This window comes from Azospirillum soli, from assembly GCF_017876165.1.
GTDB classification, from domain to species: Bacteria; Pseudomonadota; Alphaproteobacteria; order Azospirillales; family Azospirillaceae; genus Azospirillum; species Azospirillum soli.
In genome coordinates this window covers 206,128-222,377 of the sequence record NZ_JAGINQ010000006.1, presented here as the reverse complement: position 1 = coordinate 222,377, position 16,250 = coordinate 206,128, and the positions used below count along the sequence as shown (strand labels likewise).

The following is a 16,250-nucleotide window of genomic DNA, read 5'->3' as shown; positions in this document are numbered from 1 at the left end:
GCGAACGCCTGCATAAGCCCTTCTCCCCCCCGGGGAGAAGGGTTGGGATGAGGGGGCGGCCGTCAGGCCGGACCACCCACGCGCGTGGACGTTCCCCCCTCACCCTAACCCTTTCCCCGGGGGGGAGAGGGGATGGTTGGCCATGAGCGACATCCGCGAACGCCTGCTCGCCGCGTTCGAGCTGGAGCACAAGGATCACCTCGCGGCGATCCGCGAGGCGCTGCGCGCCGTCGAGGCGGACCCCGGTCACAGCCCCGACCTCGCCGAAATCCACCGTCGCGCGCACAGCCTGAAAGGCGCCGCCCGCGCCGTGGACCTGCCGGATGTGGAGGTGCTCTCGCACCGGCTGGAGGCCGTGTTCCTGGCGGTCCAGCGCGGCACGGTGCCGTTCGACACGGCCGTCTGCGCGGTCGTGCGGCGCGCGCTGGACGCCATCGAGGACGTGGTCGCCTGGGCGACGCGCGGCGGGAACCCCGTGGAGACCGCCGACGTGCTGGCCGACCTCGCCAGGCTAGGCGGGGAGGCGGGCGGACCGGAGCCCGTGCGGCGCCAGCCAAGGCCGGAAACTCCGCCGGAACGCCGGCCGGCGCAGAGGCCGCCGGCTGAGGATGCCCCGTCGCTGGTGCGCATTCGGGCATCCGGTCTGGAGCGGCTGTTCACCACCGCCGCTGGGCTGCTGCCGGAAATCGAGAACCAGTCCGCGCTGGTCGAACAGCTGCACGAACTGCGCGGCGAATGGCGGGCGCTGGAGCGGAGTTGGCGGGCGGTGCGCCCCCGCGTCGGGCAGACCGACGAGACGGCGGCCCGCATGATGTCCTTCGAACGGCGCTTCCGCGCGCTGGGGGCGGCGCTGGACTCGGCGCACCGCGCGCACGACCGGCATCTGTGGTCGCTGCGCCGCTGGAGCGGCGGCCTTCAGGAGGAGGTGCGGCAGCTGCGCATGCTCCCGGCGGAGACCCAGTTCAGCGGGCTCGGCCGCATGATCCGCGAACTCAGCCGCACCCAGGGCAAGGAGGTCGAGGTCGATGTCCGCGGCCTGGAGACCGAGGCCGACCGCATCGTCCTGCAACGGCTGAAGGACCCCATCCTCCACATCGCCCGCAACGCGGTGAGCCACGGCGTCGAGACGCCGCGCGAGCGGGTGGTCGCCGGCAAGCGCGCGGCAGCGACCGTCCGGTTCGAAACGTCGGTGGTCGGCAGCCGCCTGATCCTGCGGCTGGAGGACGACGGGCGCGGCCTGAACGCCGAGGCCATCGCGCGGCGCGCCGTGGAGCGCGGCCTGCTGAGCGAGGAGGAGGCCGCCTCCGCCCCGCCCGACCGGTTGCTGAACCTGATCTTCGAGCCGGGCTTCTCCACCGCCGACACGACGACGGAGCTGGCCGGGCGCGGCATGGGGCTGGCCATCGCCCGCCAGGAGGTCGCCCGCCTGCAAGGCACGCTGACGGTGACCGAACGGCCGGGCGGCGGCACGGTGGTGACCATCGCGGTGCCGCTCAGCCTGCTCAGCCAGCGCCTCGTCTTCATCGCGGTCGAGGACGACATTCTGGCGCTGCCGAGCGCTGATGTGGCGCGCATGTTGCGGGTCCCGGCGGAGGAGCTGTTCACCGACCTCGCCACGCCGACCATTCGCCTGGACGAGGAGGACGTGCCCGTGGCGTCGCTGGCGGGCCTGCTGGGCTACGACCCGGCTCCGCCGGACGGGGCGCGGAAACTGGCGCTGGCCGTGGTCCGCGCGGGCGGGCGGCGGCTTGCCCTGCTGGTGGAGGATCTGCTGGGAACCCGCGACGGCGTGGTCGCGGCGGCGGACGAGGTCGGCATCGACCCGGCGCGCTTCCTCGGCACCGTGCTGTTGGACGACGGCTCGCCGGCCCTGGTCCTGAACGCCGCCGGGCTGACGCCGCAGGCCGGGCACGCGCTGCCACCGCTGGCCCGCGCCGAGGAGACGCCCAAGCGGCGCGCGCACATCCTGGTGGTCGATGATTCCATCACCACCCGCACGCTGGAAAAGAGTATCCTGGAAGCGCACGGATACCGGGTCACGCTCTGCGTGGACGGACGGGAGGCGGTGGAGCGTCTTGCCGAGGGTGGCGACGTGGATCTCATCATCAGCGACGTTGAAATGCCGAGGATGGACGGGTTCGCGCTGCTCCAGGCGGTGAAGGGCAACCCGCTGACGTCGGACCTGCCGGTGATCCTGGTCACCTCGCGCGCCAGCGACGAGGACCGGGAGCGCGGCCTGGATCTTGGCGCCGACGCCTACATCGTGAAGACGCGGTTCGACCAGAACGAGCTTCTGGCCGGAATCAGGCGGCTGCTATGACCGGCAAGCCCAGGAAGATCCGCGTGCTGGTCGTGGAGGACTCGCCGGTCGTCCAGCAGCTTCTGGCCCACGTCATCGGCGAGGATCCCCGGATGGAGGTCGCCGCCGTCGCCTCCTCCGGCGAGCAGGCCTTGCGGCTGGTGGCGTCGGCGAAGCCCGACGTGGTGTCGCTGGACATCCGTCTGCCGGGCATCGACGGTTTCGAGGTGACCAAGCGGCTGATGCGCGAGCATCCCGTGCCCATCGTGGTCGTCGCGTCCGACGTGCACGATCTGGACATTCCCATGCGGGCCTTGCAGGCCGGCGCGCTGGCCGTGGTGGAAAAGCCCGGCAGCATGGCGCGGGCCGACTATCAGACGGTCGCCAGCCATCTGTGCACCCAGCTCTACATCATGAGCCAGGTGAAGGTGATCCGGCAGCGCGGACGGCGCGTCGGCGAGCCGGCGGCAACGGCCCCGACAGCCCCAGCCGCCGCCTTCCCGGCCGCCCCGTTCCCAACCGCGCCGGCCGCGAACGCCCGCAAGTTCCGGGCGCTGGGCCTCGTTGCCTCCACCGGCGGGCCGGCGGCCCTGGTCAAAATCCTGAAGGACCTGCCGCCGAGCTTTCCCCTGCCGATCTTTGTGGTGCAGCACATCGGCGCGCCCTTCGTCGCCGGCTTCGCGTCCTGGCTGGAGTCGGTGGTTCCGATGCCGGTCAAGCTGGCCGAGCACAACGCGCCGCTCCGCCCCGGCACGGTCCATGTCGCGCCCGGCGAGGCGCATCTGGTCGCCGATCCCGGCGCCACGCGCCTCGTCCACGCCGAACCGGTCTGCGGGCAGCGCCCGTCCGGCGACGTGCTGTTCACCTCCATGGCCTCGGCCTTCGGGGCGACCGGCATCGGCGTGCTGCTGACCGGCATGGGCGAGGACGGCGCGCGCGGCCTCGTGGACATGCGCCGCGCGGGTGCCTACACCATCGCCGAACACGTCTCCACCGCCGTGATCCATGGCATGCCGGGAACCGCCATCAAGCTGGGCGGCGCGACGGCGGAGCTGCCCCTGGACAAGGTGGCAAGGCGGTTGCTGGAATTGGTTTCGAAGGGAGTTGAACCTTCATGAGCGGAGCTCGGGCACTGATCGTGGTCGCCTCGCAGACGCAGGGACTGCTGCTGAAGCTGCTGCTGGAAGAGCAGGGCATCGAGGCGGGCTGCGTCGATGGCGTCGAGGCAGCGGTCGCCGAACTGGCCAAGCACCCCGTCGATCTGCTGATGGTGGAGGGCGACGCCTCGGCACCCCGGACGGTGGCCGAACTGCGGCAGCACTGCCCGGCGCCGACCATCCTGCTGGGATCGGCGGAGCGGGCGGCGGTGGTCGCCCTTCCGGCCGACTCCCTGTGGGCCGACCCGGCGGACTCCCGCGCCGTCGTGCGCGAGGCGATGGCCGTGCTGGAGCGGCGCAACGCGCCCCCGACCGTGTCCGACATCCTGAAACGGGCGCGCATCCTGATCGTGGACGACAGCGCCACCTACCGCGAATTCCTGCGCGCCGAGCTGGAGGACGCCGGCTGCCACGTCGTCGCCGCGCGCAACGCGGACGAGGCGGTCGTGGCTTTGCAGGACGGCGGGCTCGACTGCGTGATCCTCGACCTCGTCATGCCGGAGACCAGCGGCACCCAGCTGTGCGAGCGGTTCGACCGCTTCCGACGGCGGCGGGGCCTGTTCTTCCAGATCGTCATTCTGACCAGCCAGGAGGGTGAGGACCGGCTGACGGCCAGCCTGACGGCGGGCGCCGACGACTTCGTCGGCAAGTCCCAGCCGATGGAAGTGCTGAAAATCCGGCTCATGGCCCTGCTGCGGCGCAAATACATGGTGGAGGACCATCTGCATCGGGTGTTGCACCCCGTGCCTTCCGCATAGGCGCATCTAGAGCTTTCGGGCGATTCCATCGTCTACACACGAAAGGCTAAGGTGCGCGACCCATATACCCGAGCGATTGAGTGATCAGAGCGTCAAGAGAGAGCAACGTGACGTTTCGACAGCCGGACCAAGTGACCGCCGACGCCGCCAGGGGCGAGGCCGAATGCGTCGCGAACGCGCGCCGCATTTGCCGCGCCTGCGCGGTTCCGGCCTTCGTCCTGGCGGGAACGCCCGATGCCGCGACGCTCCACGCCAACGACCTTCTGGCTGCTCTGCTGGGCAAGGGGCCGGCGGACGGTGTCTCCGCGAGCACTTTTCTGGCGGGTGACTGGCCCACGGTGGCCAAGGCCGTGGCGCCGCTGTTCGAGGCGGGGAGACAGGCGCCGCTTGCCGACAGCATCTCCATCGCGCTGGCGCCGGCCGCCTTCACGGGGGTTCCGCTGACCAGCGCCGGGCGGACGGTCGGCGTGCTGGCCGTGGCCGCGGAGGCGCCGGCAAATCAGTCGGCCACCGCCGAAGCGACCGCCGCCGCAACAGCCGCCGCGACCGCCGCGGCCACCGCCGATGTGGAGCGGGCCATGCGGGCCGAGATCGAACGGACGACCGCCGCCCGCTCGCGCTTTCTGGCCTCGGCCAGCCACGACCTGCGCCAGCCCTTCCAGGCCATGCGGCTGTTCCTGGACGCGCTGTGCTCGCAGATCGCCGACGAGAAGGCCCTGCACACGGCGGAGATGCTGGGCAACGCCATGACGGCGGGCGAGCGGCTGCTGAACGCGCTGCTGGACATCTCCACGCTGGATGCCGGAACCGTCAGCGCCGACGTGCAGACCTTCGCGCTCGACGAGATGCTGGGCCAACTGGTCGATGAATTCCGCCCGCAGTGCGAGGAGAAGGGGCTGCGCCTGCGCGCCCATCTGCGCCCCGGCACGGCGGTCACCGATCCAATCCTGCTCGGGCGCATCGTCCGCAACCTGCTGTCCAACGCCATCCGCTACACCCAGCGTGGCGGCCTGCTGCTGGCGATGCGCCAGCGGGGCAAGCAATGGCGGGTCGAGGTGTGGGACACCGGTTTCGGCATTCCTGAGGAGCAGCAAAGCGCTATCTTCGACGAGTTCCACCAGCTGGAAAACCCGAACCGCGATCCCACGCGGGGCCTCGGCCTGGGGCTCGCCATCGTGCGGCGCCTGTCGGAGCTGCTGCACACCCCGGTGGAGGTCCACTCGCGGGTCGGGCGCGGCACCATGTTCGCCGTCACCGTGGAAAGCGGCGCGCCGCAGGCGGAGCCCGAGCCGGCTCCCCCGGCCCAGACAGCGCCCGCCGGTGCCTCCCCCCTGGCCGGCATGAGCGTGCTGGCCGTGGACGACGATTCCATGGTGCTGACCGGGCTGACCATGATCCTGGAAAGCTGGGGCTGCAACGTCGCGGCGGCCGGCGACATGCGCGAGGTCTTCGCCGTGCTGGACGGCCTGCCCGAAGCGCCGGCCGTGATCCTGACCGATCTTCGTCTGCCCGGCACGGTGTCGGGCTTCGACGTCATCGACCGCGTCCGCCGCCTGTACGGCCACGACATCCCGGCTGTCGTCCTCAGCGGCGAAACGGCGCAGAGCGCGCTTCTGGAAGGCCAGCGGCGCGGCTGCTCCTTCCTTCACAAGCCGCTGCACCCCGGTGAGCTGCGGCAGGTTCTGGAACAGATCCGCCAGCGCTGACGGACCCAGCCGCCGAAGCAACCCGGCCGGTCCCCTCCCCATCGCGACGCGAACCAAATCCCGCATCCGCCAATATGCGCGGCGATTCGCTGCGCATAAAACCTACTTACCAGATTGACAAATTCCGTCATGAGTGTGTTTTAATGTCGCTAACGGAGAATTCAACTATGTTACATTGTTATTACTGGCAAGTGCCCGCCTTGGTGTGATGCCGGCAGCGCCGGCCCTGAGCGAGGAGAGGAGAAGCGCGCATGACGGCATTGGAACACACGGCAACGGACCCGCGCGGCGGCCCTCTGGTTGAGCCGCTGGACGACACGGCCGGGGATCGACTGGGTGAAACGGTGGCAACCAACATCCGGCGGCTGCGCCTGCAACAGGGCCTGTCGGTGGAACGCCTCGCCGCCCTGTCGGGCGTCGCCCGCGTCATCCTGTTGTCCATCGAGCAGGCCGGCGCTATCCCCACCATCGACGCGGTGTGGAAGGTCGCCAAGGTGCTGGGCGTTCCCTTTTCCAGCATCCTCAGCGAAAGCCAGAGCGCCGGGACCACCGTGCTGCGCCGCGCCGAGGCCACGCCGCTGACTTCTCCGGATGGGCGCTTCACCTCGCGTGCCCTGTTCCCCCTGCACGGCGAACGGCTGGTGGAGTTCTATGAACTGCGCCTCGCCCCTGGCACGGAGGAGGTCGCCGAAGCCCACGCCCCCGGCACCACCGAGAACATCGTCGTGGTCCGGGGCCGCGTCGAGATCGTCACCGCCGACGGCCCTCACGGGCTGGCGGAGGGCGACGCGATCCTGTTCGACGCCGACGCCCCCCACATCTACCGCAATCCGGGCGACGCGGACGCGGTCCTGCATCTGGTCATGGCTTACGTGGAGCCGGTGATCGCCTGAAGCACCGCCGCCTTGGCCTGGAACGTTGGGGCTTGGAACGCCGGGGGCCGGACCGCTGCGTCGGACCTCGGCGTTCTCCCTTTCGCCATGAGGGCGTCAGGCCGCCCGCACCTGCTGCAGGAAGCGGTCGACCTGCCGGGACAGGCGCGTCGTCTCCTCGGACACCATGCCGGCGGCGGACAGCACCTCCTGCGCTGACCCGCCGGTCTGGCCGGCGGCGTTGCGGACATGGCCGATGTTCTCCGACACCTGGGCGGTGCCGCCGGCGGCCTGCCGCATGTTGCGGGCGATCTCCGCCGTGGCGGCGCCCTGTTCCTCCACCGCCGCGGCGATGGTCGTGGAGATGCCGTTCAGCCGCGTGATGGTTGCCGCGATGCCGCGGATGGCCGACACCGCCTCGGCGGTCACCGTCTGCATCGCGCCGATCTGGTCGGCGATCTGCTCCGTCGCCCGCGCCGTCTGGCTGGCCAGCTGCTTGACCTCCTGCGCCACGACGGCGAAGCCCTTGCCGGCCTCACCGGCCCGCGCCGCCTCGATGGTCGCGTTCAGCGCCAGCAGGTTGGTCTGTCCGGCGATGTCGGTGATCAGGTTCAGCACCTCGCCGATCCTCGTGGCGGCGTCGCTCAGGCTGCTCATGGTGCTGTCGGTGCGCGTGGCGTCGGTGGCGGCCTGGGCGGCGATGGCGGCCGATTCCGTCGCCTGCCGGGCGATGTCGGTGACCGACTGGGCCAGCTGGTGCGCGGCGGCGGCGGCGCTGTCCACGTTATCGGAGGCCTGGGCCGCCGCCGTCGCGGCGCTGCCGGCCTGCTGCGAGGTGTCGTCGGCGGTCGCCACCATGCCGCTGGCGGTCTGGTGCATCTGGGTGGCCGCGGCGGAGACGGTCTCCACCACCATCTTGATGCTGCTCTCGAACTGGTCGGCGATGGCGAGCGTCGCCTGACGGCGCTCGGCGGCGGAGCGGGCGCGCTCGGCCTCGGCGCGGGCGCGGGCGGCCTCGACCTCGCGGGCGGTGTCTTGGAAGACGCGGAGCGTCGCGGCCATCTCGGTGATCTCGTCGCGCCCGGTCAGGCTGACGTCGGTGTCCAGCTTGCCCCCGGCGATGGCACGCATGCCGGTCTGCAGCCTCATCAGGCGTCCAACCACGCTGCGGCCGACGTAGAGCCAGACCACCAGGATGGAGACGATCACGCTGGCGACAGCAACCGCGATCTGCGTGACGGAGCTGGTGTCCAGCATGCGCATCGTCTCGCCGGTGGCGCTGGCAATGCCGGCCTTTTGGTCGCCGACCATCCGTTCGATGCCGGTGGCCATGCGCGCGGCCAGATCATGGTTGCTGTTCAGCAGGGTACGGGCGCGCTGTTCGGCAACCAGTTCCTGGCGCCGGGTCTCCAGCAGGCCGCCGTCGCCGAGCCCCAGTTCCCGCAGGACCCCGATCTGGGCGACGATGGGTTCGCCCAGCTTCTTGGGCAGTGCCGAAGCCGCATTTTCGATCATCGCGAAGGTCGTGGAAAGGCGCGTTTCCACGATGGTGATCCGGTCGTCGTCGCTGGTGGCGGCGCCTTGCAGAAGCATGTCGCGGGCCTTGGCCGTCTCCTCGATGACGGTGCGCAGCGGCCCGGTCTTCGCCAGCGCCTCGATGAGCGATGCGGCGGCGCGGCGCATCTCGTCCGGGGAAATGGTGGTGTCGGCCAGCGTCTCGTGGGCCTGGGCCTCCTCCGAGCCGAGCATGGTCTTCCAGGGAGCGGTCAGTTGCTGGATCTGGGCGTCGGCCTCAGTGATTTTGGGGAGGGTGTCCCGGCGGCGCGTGGCCTGGGCGATCCGCTCGGAGGTCACGGAGTCCAGTTCGGCGAGGTTGTCGAGCAGCTCCGTCGAAGCGCGCTCGATGGCGTCCAGCTGGCTGCCGCCGGCCCCGGTCGCCCGCAGGCGGTCGAGCCGGGCGGTGAACTCGCCCCGCGCCTGGCCGATGCGGGCGGAGACCGCCTCGCGCGCTTGCGAATCCTCGGCGGACGACAGCGCCGGGGCGAGGGCGACCAGCCGTTCGGCCTGCTGCGCGACGTTCATGCCCTCCGTCATGGCGGGCACCGCCCTGCCGACGATCACGTCGATGGTAGACCGGACGCTGGCGTACCCGCCCAGCGCTACGGCGGCGGCGATCAGCGTGCCCGACAGCACCACGCCGATGGCGCCGATCAGCTTGCCGCGCAGTCCCGCGTACCAGGGTGTGCCGCCCGGTGAGGACGGGGCGGTCGTGGTGTGAACAATGCTCGTCATAATCCCTACCCAGCGGCTTGAGAGCCGATCTTCTGCGTACTCGCAGCTTATTTGTTGTTACATTGCACCGCATCACCGGATGCCGGCCGACCTTTGGTGGTGGGGAAGGCCCGTGCGACATCCCGCGAGCCGTCCACCGACATGCGCCTGTCGTTCATTGGTGCACGAAGCGTATTTTGGCGTGCACCCGCGATCAAATGAATTAACGGGCCCGACCATTGCATTCAGGTCATGCCAACGCTGCAACGCAAGGGCAGGGGGCAAGGCCATGCCCCTTTCAGCGGGTTGTGTTATACCCGTTCCAGAAAGCCGGCGCGGTGCCGGGGATGCGGGGAATGACGACATGCGGAAGTTGGCGCGGTCCGCCGCCGTGGCGTTCGCCGTGCTTCTGACCGGAGCGACCATCCCTCGCCCCCTTCCGGCGGTCGTCATCCTGGACAGCACATGGCGCGAGGAGGGCGGGGCGCGCGGGCGCGAGGCGGACGGCTTTTCCGCGCACATCCGCCTCGCCAACCAGCCGCAGTTCCGCTCGCTCGTGGCCCTGGCCTACGAGGAGGACGGGGAGTGGGGCGCCGGCTCCGGCACATGGCTGGGCAACGATGACGCCCACGGCCACGCCTACGTGCTGACCTCGGCCCACAATTTCGACGAGGCCGAAGCGGGCGAGGTCTTGGTCCGCACCGACGGCGGCACCGTCCTGCGCGGCGACCGCGTCTGGATCCACCCCGGATACGACACGGAGGGCGACCACACCGGCGTCGATGTCGCCATCCTGCGGCTGAACGGCCCGATCACCGACGCCGGTCCGCCGCCGCTGCTCTACGCCGGCAACGCCGAGAAGGGGCAGACGATCACCTTCATGGGCTTCGGAACGCGCGGCATCGCCTCGGTCGGCGAGGATGAGCGCTACCACCGGGGAACCGACAAGGCCGCCGCCCAAGGCGTGGTGGACGAGGCGGTGCCGCTCCGCCGGGGCTCCGTCCGCATGGACGATCCCGGCAACTTCCTCAGCGTCTTTCTGCCGCGCGAGGACGGCGGCGTCGAAAACCCGATCAGCGGCGCCCGCCGCCCGGTGTCGCGTCTGGCGGGCCTGCTGGGGTCGGGGGACAGCGGCGGCTCGGCCTGGATGCAACGGGGCGACCGCTGGGTCGTGGTCGGCGTGAACACCTCGGGCGACGGCAAGGCGCAGTACGGCGACAGCTCATGGTTCGTTCGCGTCTCGGGCGTGCGGCCTTGGATCGCCTCCATCGTTCCCGGCGCCCGTTTCTCCGGCGACGATAACAGCCCGGCCGTCCCGTTGCCCGTGCCCGCTATCGTCGCGGCGCTGTCTCCATCGTCGGCAACGTCGGCCGGCTGTTCCGCGCGCCAGCGCTTCTTCGCCTTCTCCGACGGAGCATGGTATCCGGCGTCGGCGCTCGGTCCAGGCCGGCGGTCCGGTTCCTGTCTGGTCCACTACGACGATTACGCCGACGACCAGGACGAGGAGGTCGGGCCGAAGCACCTGATCCCCTGGACGCCCGGCGGTCCCGGCACCGCCCTGTCCGGCTGCGAGCCGCAGGCCGAGGTGCTCGCCGAGGAAGACGGCGTCTGGTACCCGGCGACGGTCGTGGGGGGAGGACGCCGGGGCTGCCGCGTCGGGTTCGAGGATTCCGACGACGAAACCCTGCCGCTCGACCGGCTGCGGACGCTGCGGTAAGGCCGCGCGCTTATCCAGGGAAGTTCCGCGCCCACACCGGGGCCAGCGTCGGCAACGCATCCACCTTGGCCGCGATGGCGGACAGCGTCGGGCAATGCTCGGCGAACCAGTCGCGGCGCGGCTGCCAGCGGGTCATGGCGCCGACATAGACGTCGAGGGCTGAAAAACGCTCGCCCAGCACCCAGGGGCCGGGGCCGAAAGGGTGGGAAGCGATGTCGGCCTCGAACTGCCGCCACAGGCGTTCGCGGTGGGCGTCGGTGCTTGTGCGCAGGCTGTCGGGGGCGTCGGTCCAGCGCTCGGGAAAGTCGCCGTAGGTGAAGGTCGGGTAGACGTTGGCGACCAGCCAGACGAGCCGGTGCAGGAAGGCGGGCCGGTCGGGGGCGTCGGGCGGCGGGGCGAGGCCGGCTTGTGGGTGCCGCTCCGACAGGTGCAGGGCGATGGCGGCGCTTTCGGTCAGGACGGCGCCGCTCGGCAGCCGCAGGGTGGGCAGCTGGGCCAGCGGATTCACCGCCAGCAGGCGGTCGCGCGCCGGGCCGGGCTGCTCAAAGCCGGTCACATCCTCGATCTGGATGGGCGCGCCGCACAAGGTCAGCATCGCTTCGGCCAGGACGGAGCCCCAGCCGGGAACCGCGTAGAGCACGTACGTGTCGGTCATGGTCCTTCCCCCGATTGCTCATCCTGTGCGGCGATGGTCCAGAACGCCTCCGCCGCCGGACTCTGGCGGGCGCGGGGGCGGAACAGGCGCACCTCCACCGCGATGTTCCAGCGCTCGTCCCCGGCCGGCATCAGGGTTCCCTGCGCGAGGTCATCGGCGACGAGACTTTCCGGCAACCATGCGACGCCGCGCCCGTCACGCGCCAAAGCGCGCAGCACGGCGGCAAGATGGGAGGTGAAGACGGTGTCGAGCGGCACCGGGGCGGGGAAGGTGGTGCTGGCGGCCGTGACGATGCGGCCCATGCCGGATTCCGGGCTGTAGGCGAGGTGGGGCAGGGGAGCGCCCGCCAACAGGGTTTCCGACGACAGGGCGTGCCCGCTTCCCGGCGCCGTCACCGGGACCAGCACGTCGCCACCGACGCGGGTGGAGCGGAAGGCGGCGCCCTCAAGCCGCGACGGGGCAGCGGGGTGATGGTGGCACAGCAGGAACTGCGCGTTCCCTTGCAGCATGACCTGCTCGCACGCCTGCATGCTGTCGGAGACGAGGTGGATGGCGCCCAGCCGCGCCCGCGCCTCCAGCGTGCGCAGCCAGTGGGGGAAGAAGGTCAGCGACAGCGCGTGCGTGGCGGCGAATCGCAGGGTGGAGGCGGCGGTCTCCCCGGCCATGCGCGCCTCGTCGCGGCCTTGCAGCAGGCGGCGCACCGTCTCATCGGCGAAGGGGCGGAAGCGGCGGCCGGCTTCGGTCAGGGCGACGGGCTGGGTCGCGCGGTCGAACAGCGGGGCGCCCACCCAATCCTCCAGCGCGCGGATGCGGCGGCTGAAGGCCGGCTGAGTCAGGTTGCGCCCTTCCGCCGCGCGGGAGAAGTTCCCGCAATCGACCAGGGCCAGAAAGTCTTCGAGCCAGTTCAGTTCCATCTCAATGCCAAACCCGCCCCAATGTCGAACCCGCATGACGCGATCCGAAACTGGCATTGGCCGCGCGCCGCCGTCCATCCCTATGTTCGCCCTCGCCAGTTCAGGGAGGAACCGCCATGCGCATCGTTGAAGTTCGCGAGAAGACCTTCGGGATCAAGTCCGACATCGCCAACGCCTACATCGACTTCAGCCAGATGACGTGCAGCGTCGTGGCGGTGGTCACCGACGTGGTGCGCGACGGCAAGCCGGTGATCGGCTACGGCTTCAACTCCAACGGGCGCTACGGCGCCGGCGGCCTGCTGCGCGAACGCTTCATCCCGCGCCTGATGTCCGCTCCCGCCGACAGCCTGATCGACGATGCGGGCACCAACCTGGATCCCGTCAAGATCTGGGCGCGCATGATGACCAACGAGAAGCCGGGCGGGCATGGCGAACGCTCGGTCGCCGTGGGCACCGTCGATATGGCGGTGTGGGACGCGGTCGCGAAGATCGAGGGCAAGCCGCTCTACCGCGTGCTGGCCGACCGCTATCGGGGCGGCGTCGCCGACGAATCGGTGTGGGTCTACGCGGCCGGCGGCTACTACTATCCCGGCAAGGACGTGAAGGCGCTTCAGGACGAGATGCGCAGCTACCGCGACCGTGGCTACAAGGTCGTGAAGATGAAGATCGGCGCCACCTCGCTGGACGACGATCTGCGCCGGATCGAAGCGGTGCTGGAGGTGGTCGGCGACGGCCAGAACCTCTGCGTGGACGCCAACGGCCGATTCGACCTGAAGACCGCCATCGCCTATGGCGAGGCGCTGAAGCAGTACAACCTCTTCTGGTACGAGGAGGCCGGCGATCCGCTCGACTACGCGCTCCAGGCCGACGTGGGGCGGCATTACGGCCTGCCCATGGCGACTGGCGAGAACCTGTTCAGCCACCAGGACGCCCGCAACCTGATCCGTCACGGCGGCATGAACCCGGAACGCGACTGGCTGCAATTCGACTGCGCGCTGAGCTATGGCCTCGTGGAGTACATGCGCACGCTCGACATGCTGGCCGAGCATGGCTGGTCGAGCCGCCGCGTCGTCCCGCACGGCGGGCACCAGATGTCGCTGAACATTGCCGCCGGCCTGCAACTGGGCGGCAACGAGTCCTACCCGGACGTCTTCAAGCCCTTCTGCGGTTTCGCCGACAGCATCGCCGTGGAGGACGGACGCGTGCGCCTGCCGACCCTGCCGGGTATCGGTTTCGAGGACAAGGCGGAACTGTTCTCGGTCATGCGCACCGTGGTCGAAACCGACGCGTAAGGTACTCGTGTGGTAGAGGGCGTTGAATGGAAGGTCCGGGCGCCCAACATCCATTCGGGTGTTCAACATTTCAGAAAGGAGGTGATCCAATGTCTCATGGAGCAAAGCCGGTTGCCGCACTGTTCGGTCTCGCCGCCCTCCTGACGGCGGGGATCGCCTACGCGGACTGCTCTCCCAACCACAGCGCGAGCGCCAGCACGCAGAAGCCGGCCAGCGACAGCGTCGCCACCGGCACCAAGGCGCCGAGCAGCACACGCGGTTAATCCCGGCTGCACCATGCCGGAACGGGCCGTCCCCATCGCGGGGGCGGCCCGTTTCCTTTTGGCGGATCGGAAACGGCGCGCCCCATTGATATCCCTTGTGCAGGTGGGGGAAAGCGGTTTAAATCGCAAATGAGAACAAGTCTCATTCCGGACCGCGTCCATGCCCCTGCTTCGCTGCTCCCGTGTTCTGATCGTCGCCGGCGTGATGAGCGCCACTCTGGTGGGGGCCGCGTCGGTGGCCATCTCCGCGCAGCGCGCCGGCGCGCCGGAGGCGTCCCCGTCCGATCCCGCTTTCTACGCGCGGCCGGCGACAGTACCTTTCCCGGCGGCGAACCCCTATTCGGCGGCCAAGGCGGCGCTCGGCGAGCGGCTGTTCCACGACACCGCCCTGTCCGGCGCCGGGGATCGGACCTGCGCCTCGTGCCATGAGCCGGGCAAGGGCTTTCAGGACGGCGTCGCGGCGGCGGCCGGCCTGGACGGCGCGCCGCTCGGCCGGCGCACGCCCTTCATCGGCGACGCGGCGTGGGGCGAGCGCTACTTCTGGGACGGCCGCGCCGCCAGCCTGGAGGAGCAGGCGCTCGGTCCCGTGCAGAACCCCCGCGAGATGAACCAGACGCTGGACGGCATGGTGGCGGCCCTGTCGGCCAAGCCGGATTACGCCCCGCTTTTCGCCGCCGCATTCCCGGAGGATCCGCGCGTCACCTCGGACAACGTCGCCAAGGCTCTCGCCACGTTCGAGCGCACCATCCTGTCGGGCGAAACCGCCTTCGACCGCTGGGTGGCCGGCGACCAGACCGCCGTGCCGGACAGCGCCAAGCGCGGGTTCGAGCTGTTCACCGGCAAGGCCGGCTGTGCCTCCTGCCATTCCGGCTGGGCCTTCACCGACCACGCCTTCCACGACGTCGGGCTGCCCGGCGACGACCGGGGCCGGGGCGCGGTGCTGGGCGAGGCGACGGTCGACCACGCCTTCAAGACGCCGGGCCTGCGCGACGTCGGCCGCCGCGCGCCCTACATGCACGACGGCTCCCTGACGACGCTGGAAGCGGTGCTTGATCACTACGCCGGCGACTATGTGGACCGGCCGACCCTGTCGCCCGACCTGCCGCGCCTGACCCTGACGGCGGAGGAGAAGGCCGATCTTCTGGCCTTCCTGCGCAGCCTGGACGCCACCGGCCCGGCCCCGGCCTTCAAGCCGGACGGGGCCGTCGCCGTCGCGGCGGTTGCTCCGGCCCCGGCTGCATTGCCGGCGGAGCCTCCTGTGGTTGGGCAGAAGGGCAAGCGCTTCAGCCTCGCCCAAGTGCGGCTGGGCGCCGGGCAGACTCTGACCATCCAGAACGACGACAACCGCGAGCACAACGTCCGCTACGAGCGCGACGGCAAGGAATTCAACAGCGGCATTCAGGACCCCGGCCAGAGCGCGCTGATCCCCTTCCCGGAGGCCGGCGTCTATCACGTCTTCTGCGGCATCCACCCGAAGATGAAGCTGAAGGTCGAGGTCCACTGATCGCCGCAAGGGCGGCGCGCACCGGAAAAATTCAATCTTGGCGCGCGGTATTCCTGCGAATGTCGCGCTGCGATCATTGGTCGCCTGTAAAACCATGGTTGTGTCGGGGACCATTCGACCGTCGTGTCTACAGTTTTTGACGGGGATCCCCATGCATATCGGAGGCGGCCACGCCCGCCATCATGACGCTCATCACAGCGGTGAAGGCTGCTGCCGGGGCGAGCACAACTCCCGCCGCTCCTTCCTGAAGATCGCCACGCTGGGTGCTGGCGCGGTGCTGCTGGCCCCGATGATGGGCGGCAAGGCGCGGGCCGCAGGCAACGTCGATGCGCTGCTGCTGTCCTGCATGGACTATCGGCTGGTGGACGACACGGCCCGCTACATGGACGGGCGCGGCCTGACCAACAACTATGACCACGTCATCCTGGCCGGCGCCTCGCTCGGTGCGCTGACCGACCAGAAGAAGGCGTGGGGCGAGGCCTTCTGGGACCATGTGGAGGTCGCCAAGCAACTGCACCGCATCAAGCGCGTCATCGTCATCGACCACCGCGACTGCGGCGCCTACCGGGTCTTCCTGGGCCAGGATCTGAAGGACGACAAGGCTAGGGAAACCGAGATTCACGGCGAGCAGTTGCGCAAGCTGGCTGCCCTGGTGAAGGAAAAGCACCCGGACTTGGAGGTCGAGTTGCTGCTGATGGCGCTGGATGGAACGGTGGAGCCCATCGCCGTCGCCGCCTGACCTGCCCGTCGATTCCGGGCCTTTTCATAATCATCCGATGATCGGGCCGGTCCGGCGGGAAACCGCCGGGCTGGGAGGACTATCCTTTTGAGTGCGACGGAGC

13 protein-coding genes are annotated in these 16,250 nt (G+C 70.0%); 10 read left to right on the top strand and 3 right to left on the bottom strand.

The features are described 5' to 3' along the window. Positions 1-142 precede the first annotated feature (142 nt). From J2852_RS12185 to J2852_RS12165, 5 genes are all read left to right on the top strand, one after another. Entirely contained in the window at positions 143-2,320 is a 2,178-nt protein-coding gene (locus J2852_RS12185) for a hybrid sensor histidine kinase/response regulator (RefSeq protein ID WP_209875704.1), read from the top strand. Beyond that, positions 2,317-3,417: a chemotaxis-specific protein-glutamate methyltransferase CheB gene (cheB, locus tag J2852_RS12180; RefSeq protein WP_209875703.1), complete on the top strand. Its 1,101-nt coding sequence runs from the start codon at positions 2,317-2,319 to the stop codon at positions 3,415-3,417. The genes J2852_RS12185 and cheB overlap by 4 nt, the downstream gene beginning before the upstream one ends. After that, positions 3,414-4,214 (top strand): response regulator transcription factor, encoded by an 801-nt coding sequence (locus tag J2852_RS12175; RefSeq protein WP_209875700.1) that lies wholly within the window; start codon positions 3,414-3,416, stop codon positions 4,212-4,214. The genes cheB and J2852_RS12175 overlap by 4 nt, the downstream gene beginning before the upstream one ends. A gap of 107 nt (positions 4,215-4,321) precedes the next feature. Continuing rightward, positions 4,322-5,920 carry an ATP-binding response regulator gene (locus J2852_RS12170; RefSeq protein ID WP_209875698.1) on the top strand — a complete coding sequence of 533 codons (1,599 nt, stop codon included), beginning with the start codon at positions 4,322-4,324 and terminating at the stop codon, positions 5,918-5,920. 251 nt (positions 5,921-6,171) lie between these two features. Next, positions 6,172-6,813: a helix-turn-helix domain-containing protein gene (locus J2852_RS12165; RefSeq protein WP_209875696.1), complete on the top strand. Its 642-nt coding sequence runs from the start codon at positions 6,172-6,174 to the stop codon at positions 6,811-6,813. Between the two features lie 96 nt (positions 6,814-6,909). Here J2852_RS12165 and J2852_RS12160 read toward each other — a convergent pair whose 3' ends face one another. Beyond that, complete coding sequence (locus J2852_RS12160) at positions 6,910-9,084, bottom strand: methyl-accepting chemotaxis protein (RefSeq protein WP_209875694.1); 2,175 nt, start codon at positions 9,082-9,084, stop codon at positions 6,910-6,912. Positions 9,085-9,427: 343 nt separating this feature from the next. On the opposite strand from J2852_RS12160, the gene J2852_RS12155 reads away from it, so the two are divergent. Then, a complete protein-coding gene (locus J2852_RS12155) occupies positions 9,428-10,780 on the top strand; it encodes a S1 family peptidase (protein ID WP_209875692.1) in 1,353 nt (450 codons plus the stop codon). A gap of 10 nt (positions 10,781-10,790) precedes the next feature. Here J2852_RS12155 and J2852_RS12150 read toward each other — a convergent pair whose 3' ends face one another. Further along, positions 10,791-11,435: a glutathione S-transferase family protein gene (locus J2852_RS12150; RefSeq protein ID WP_209875690.1), complete on the bottom strand. Its 645-nt coding sequence runs from the start codon at positions 11,433-11,435 to the stop codon at positions 10,791-10,793. Further along, positions 11,432-12,385, bottom strand: a complete 954-nt coding sequence (locus J2852_RS12145) for a LysR family transcriptional regulator (protein ID WP_246499531.1) — start codon at positions 12,383-12,385, stop codon at positions 11,432-11,434. The genes J2852_RS12150 and J2852_RS12145 overlap by 4 nt, the downstream gene beginning before the upstream one ends. An 80-nt stretch (positions 12,386-12,465) precedes the next feature. On the opposite strand from J2852_RS12145, the gene J2852_RS12140 reads away from it, so the two are divergent. The 4 genes from J2852_RS12140 to J2852_RS12125 all read left to right on the top strand — a co-directional run bounded on the left by J2852_RS12140 (position 12,466) and on the right by J2852_RS12125 (position 16,147). Further along, positions 12,466-13,641 carry a mandelate racemase/muconate lactonizing enzyme family protein gene (locus tag J2852_RS12140; protein WP_209875688.1) on the top strand — a complete coding sequence of 392 codons (1,176 nt, stop codon included), beginning with the start codon at positions 12,466-12,468 and terminating at the stop codon, positions 13,639-13,641. Positions 13,642-13,730: 89 nt separating this feature from the next. Continuing rightward, positions 13,731-13,904, top strand: a complete 174-nt coding sequence (locus tag J2852_RS12135) for a hypothetical protein (RefSeq protein ID WP_209875670.1) — start codon at positions 13,731-13,733, stop codon at positions 13,902-13,904. A 160-nt stretch (positions 13,905-14,064) separates the two neighbouring features. Next, positions 14,065-15,408, top strand: coding sequence for a cytochrome c peroxidase (locus J2852_RS12130; protein WP_209875668.1), 1,344 nt, complete (start codon positions 14,065-14,067; stop codon positions 15,406-15,408). A 151-nt stretch (positions 15,409-15,559) separates the two neighbouring features. Continuing rightward, on the top strand, positions 15,560-16,147 hold the full coding sequence (locus tag J2852_RS12125) for a carbonic anhydrase (RefSeq protein WP_209875666.1): 588 nt from the start codon (positions 15,560-15,562) through the stop codon (positions 16,145-16,147). The last annotated feature ends 103 nt before the right edge of the window (positions 16,148-16,250 follow it).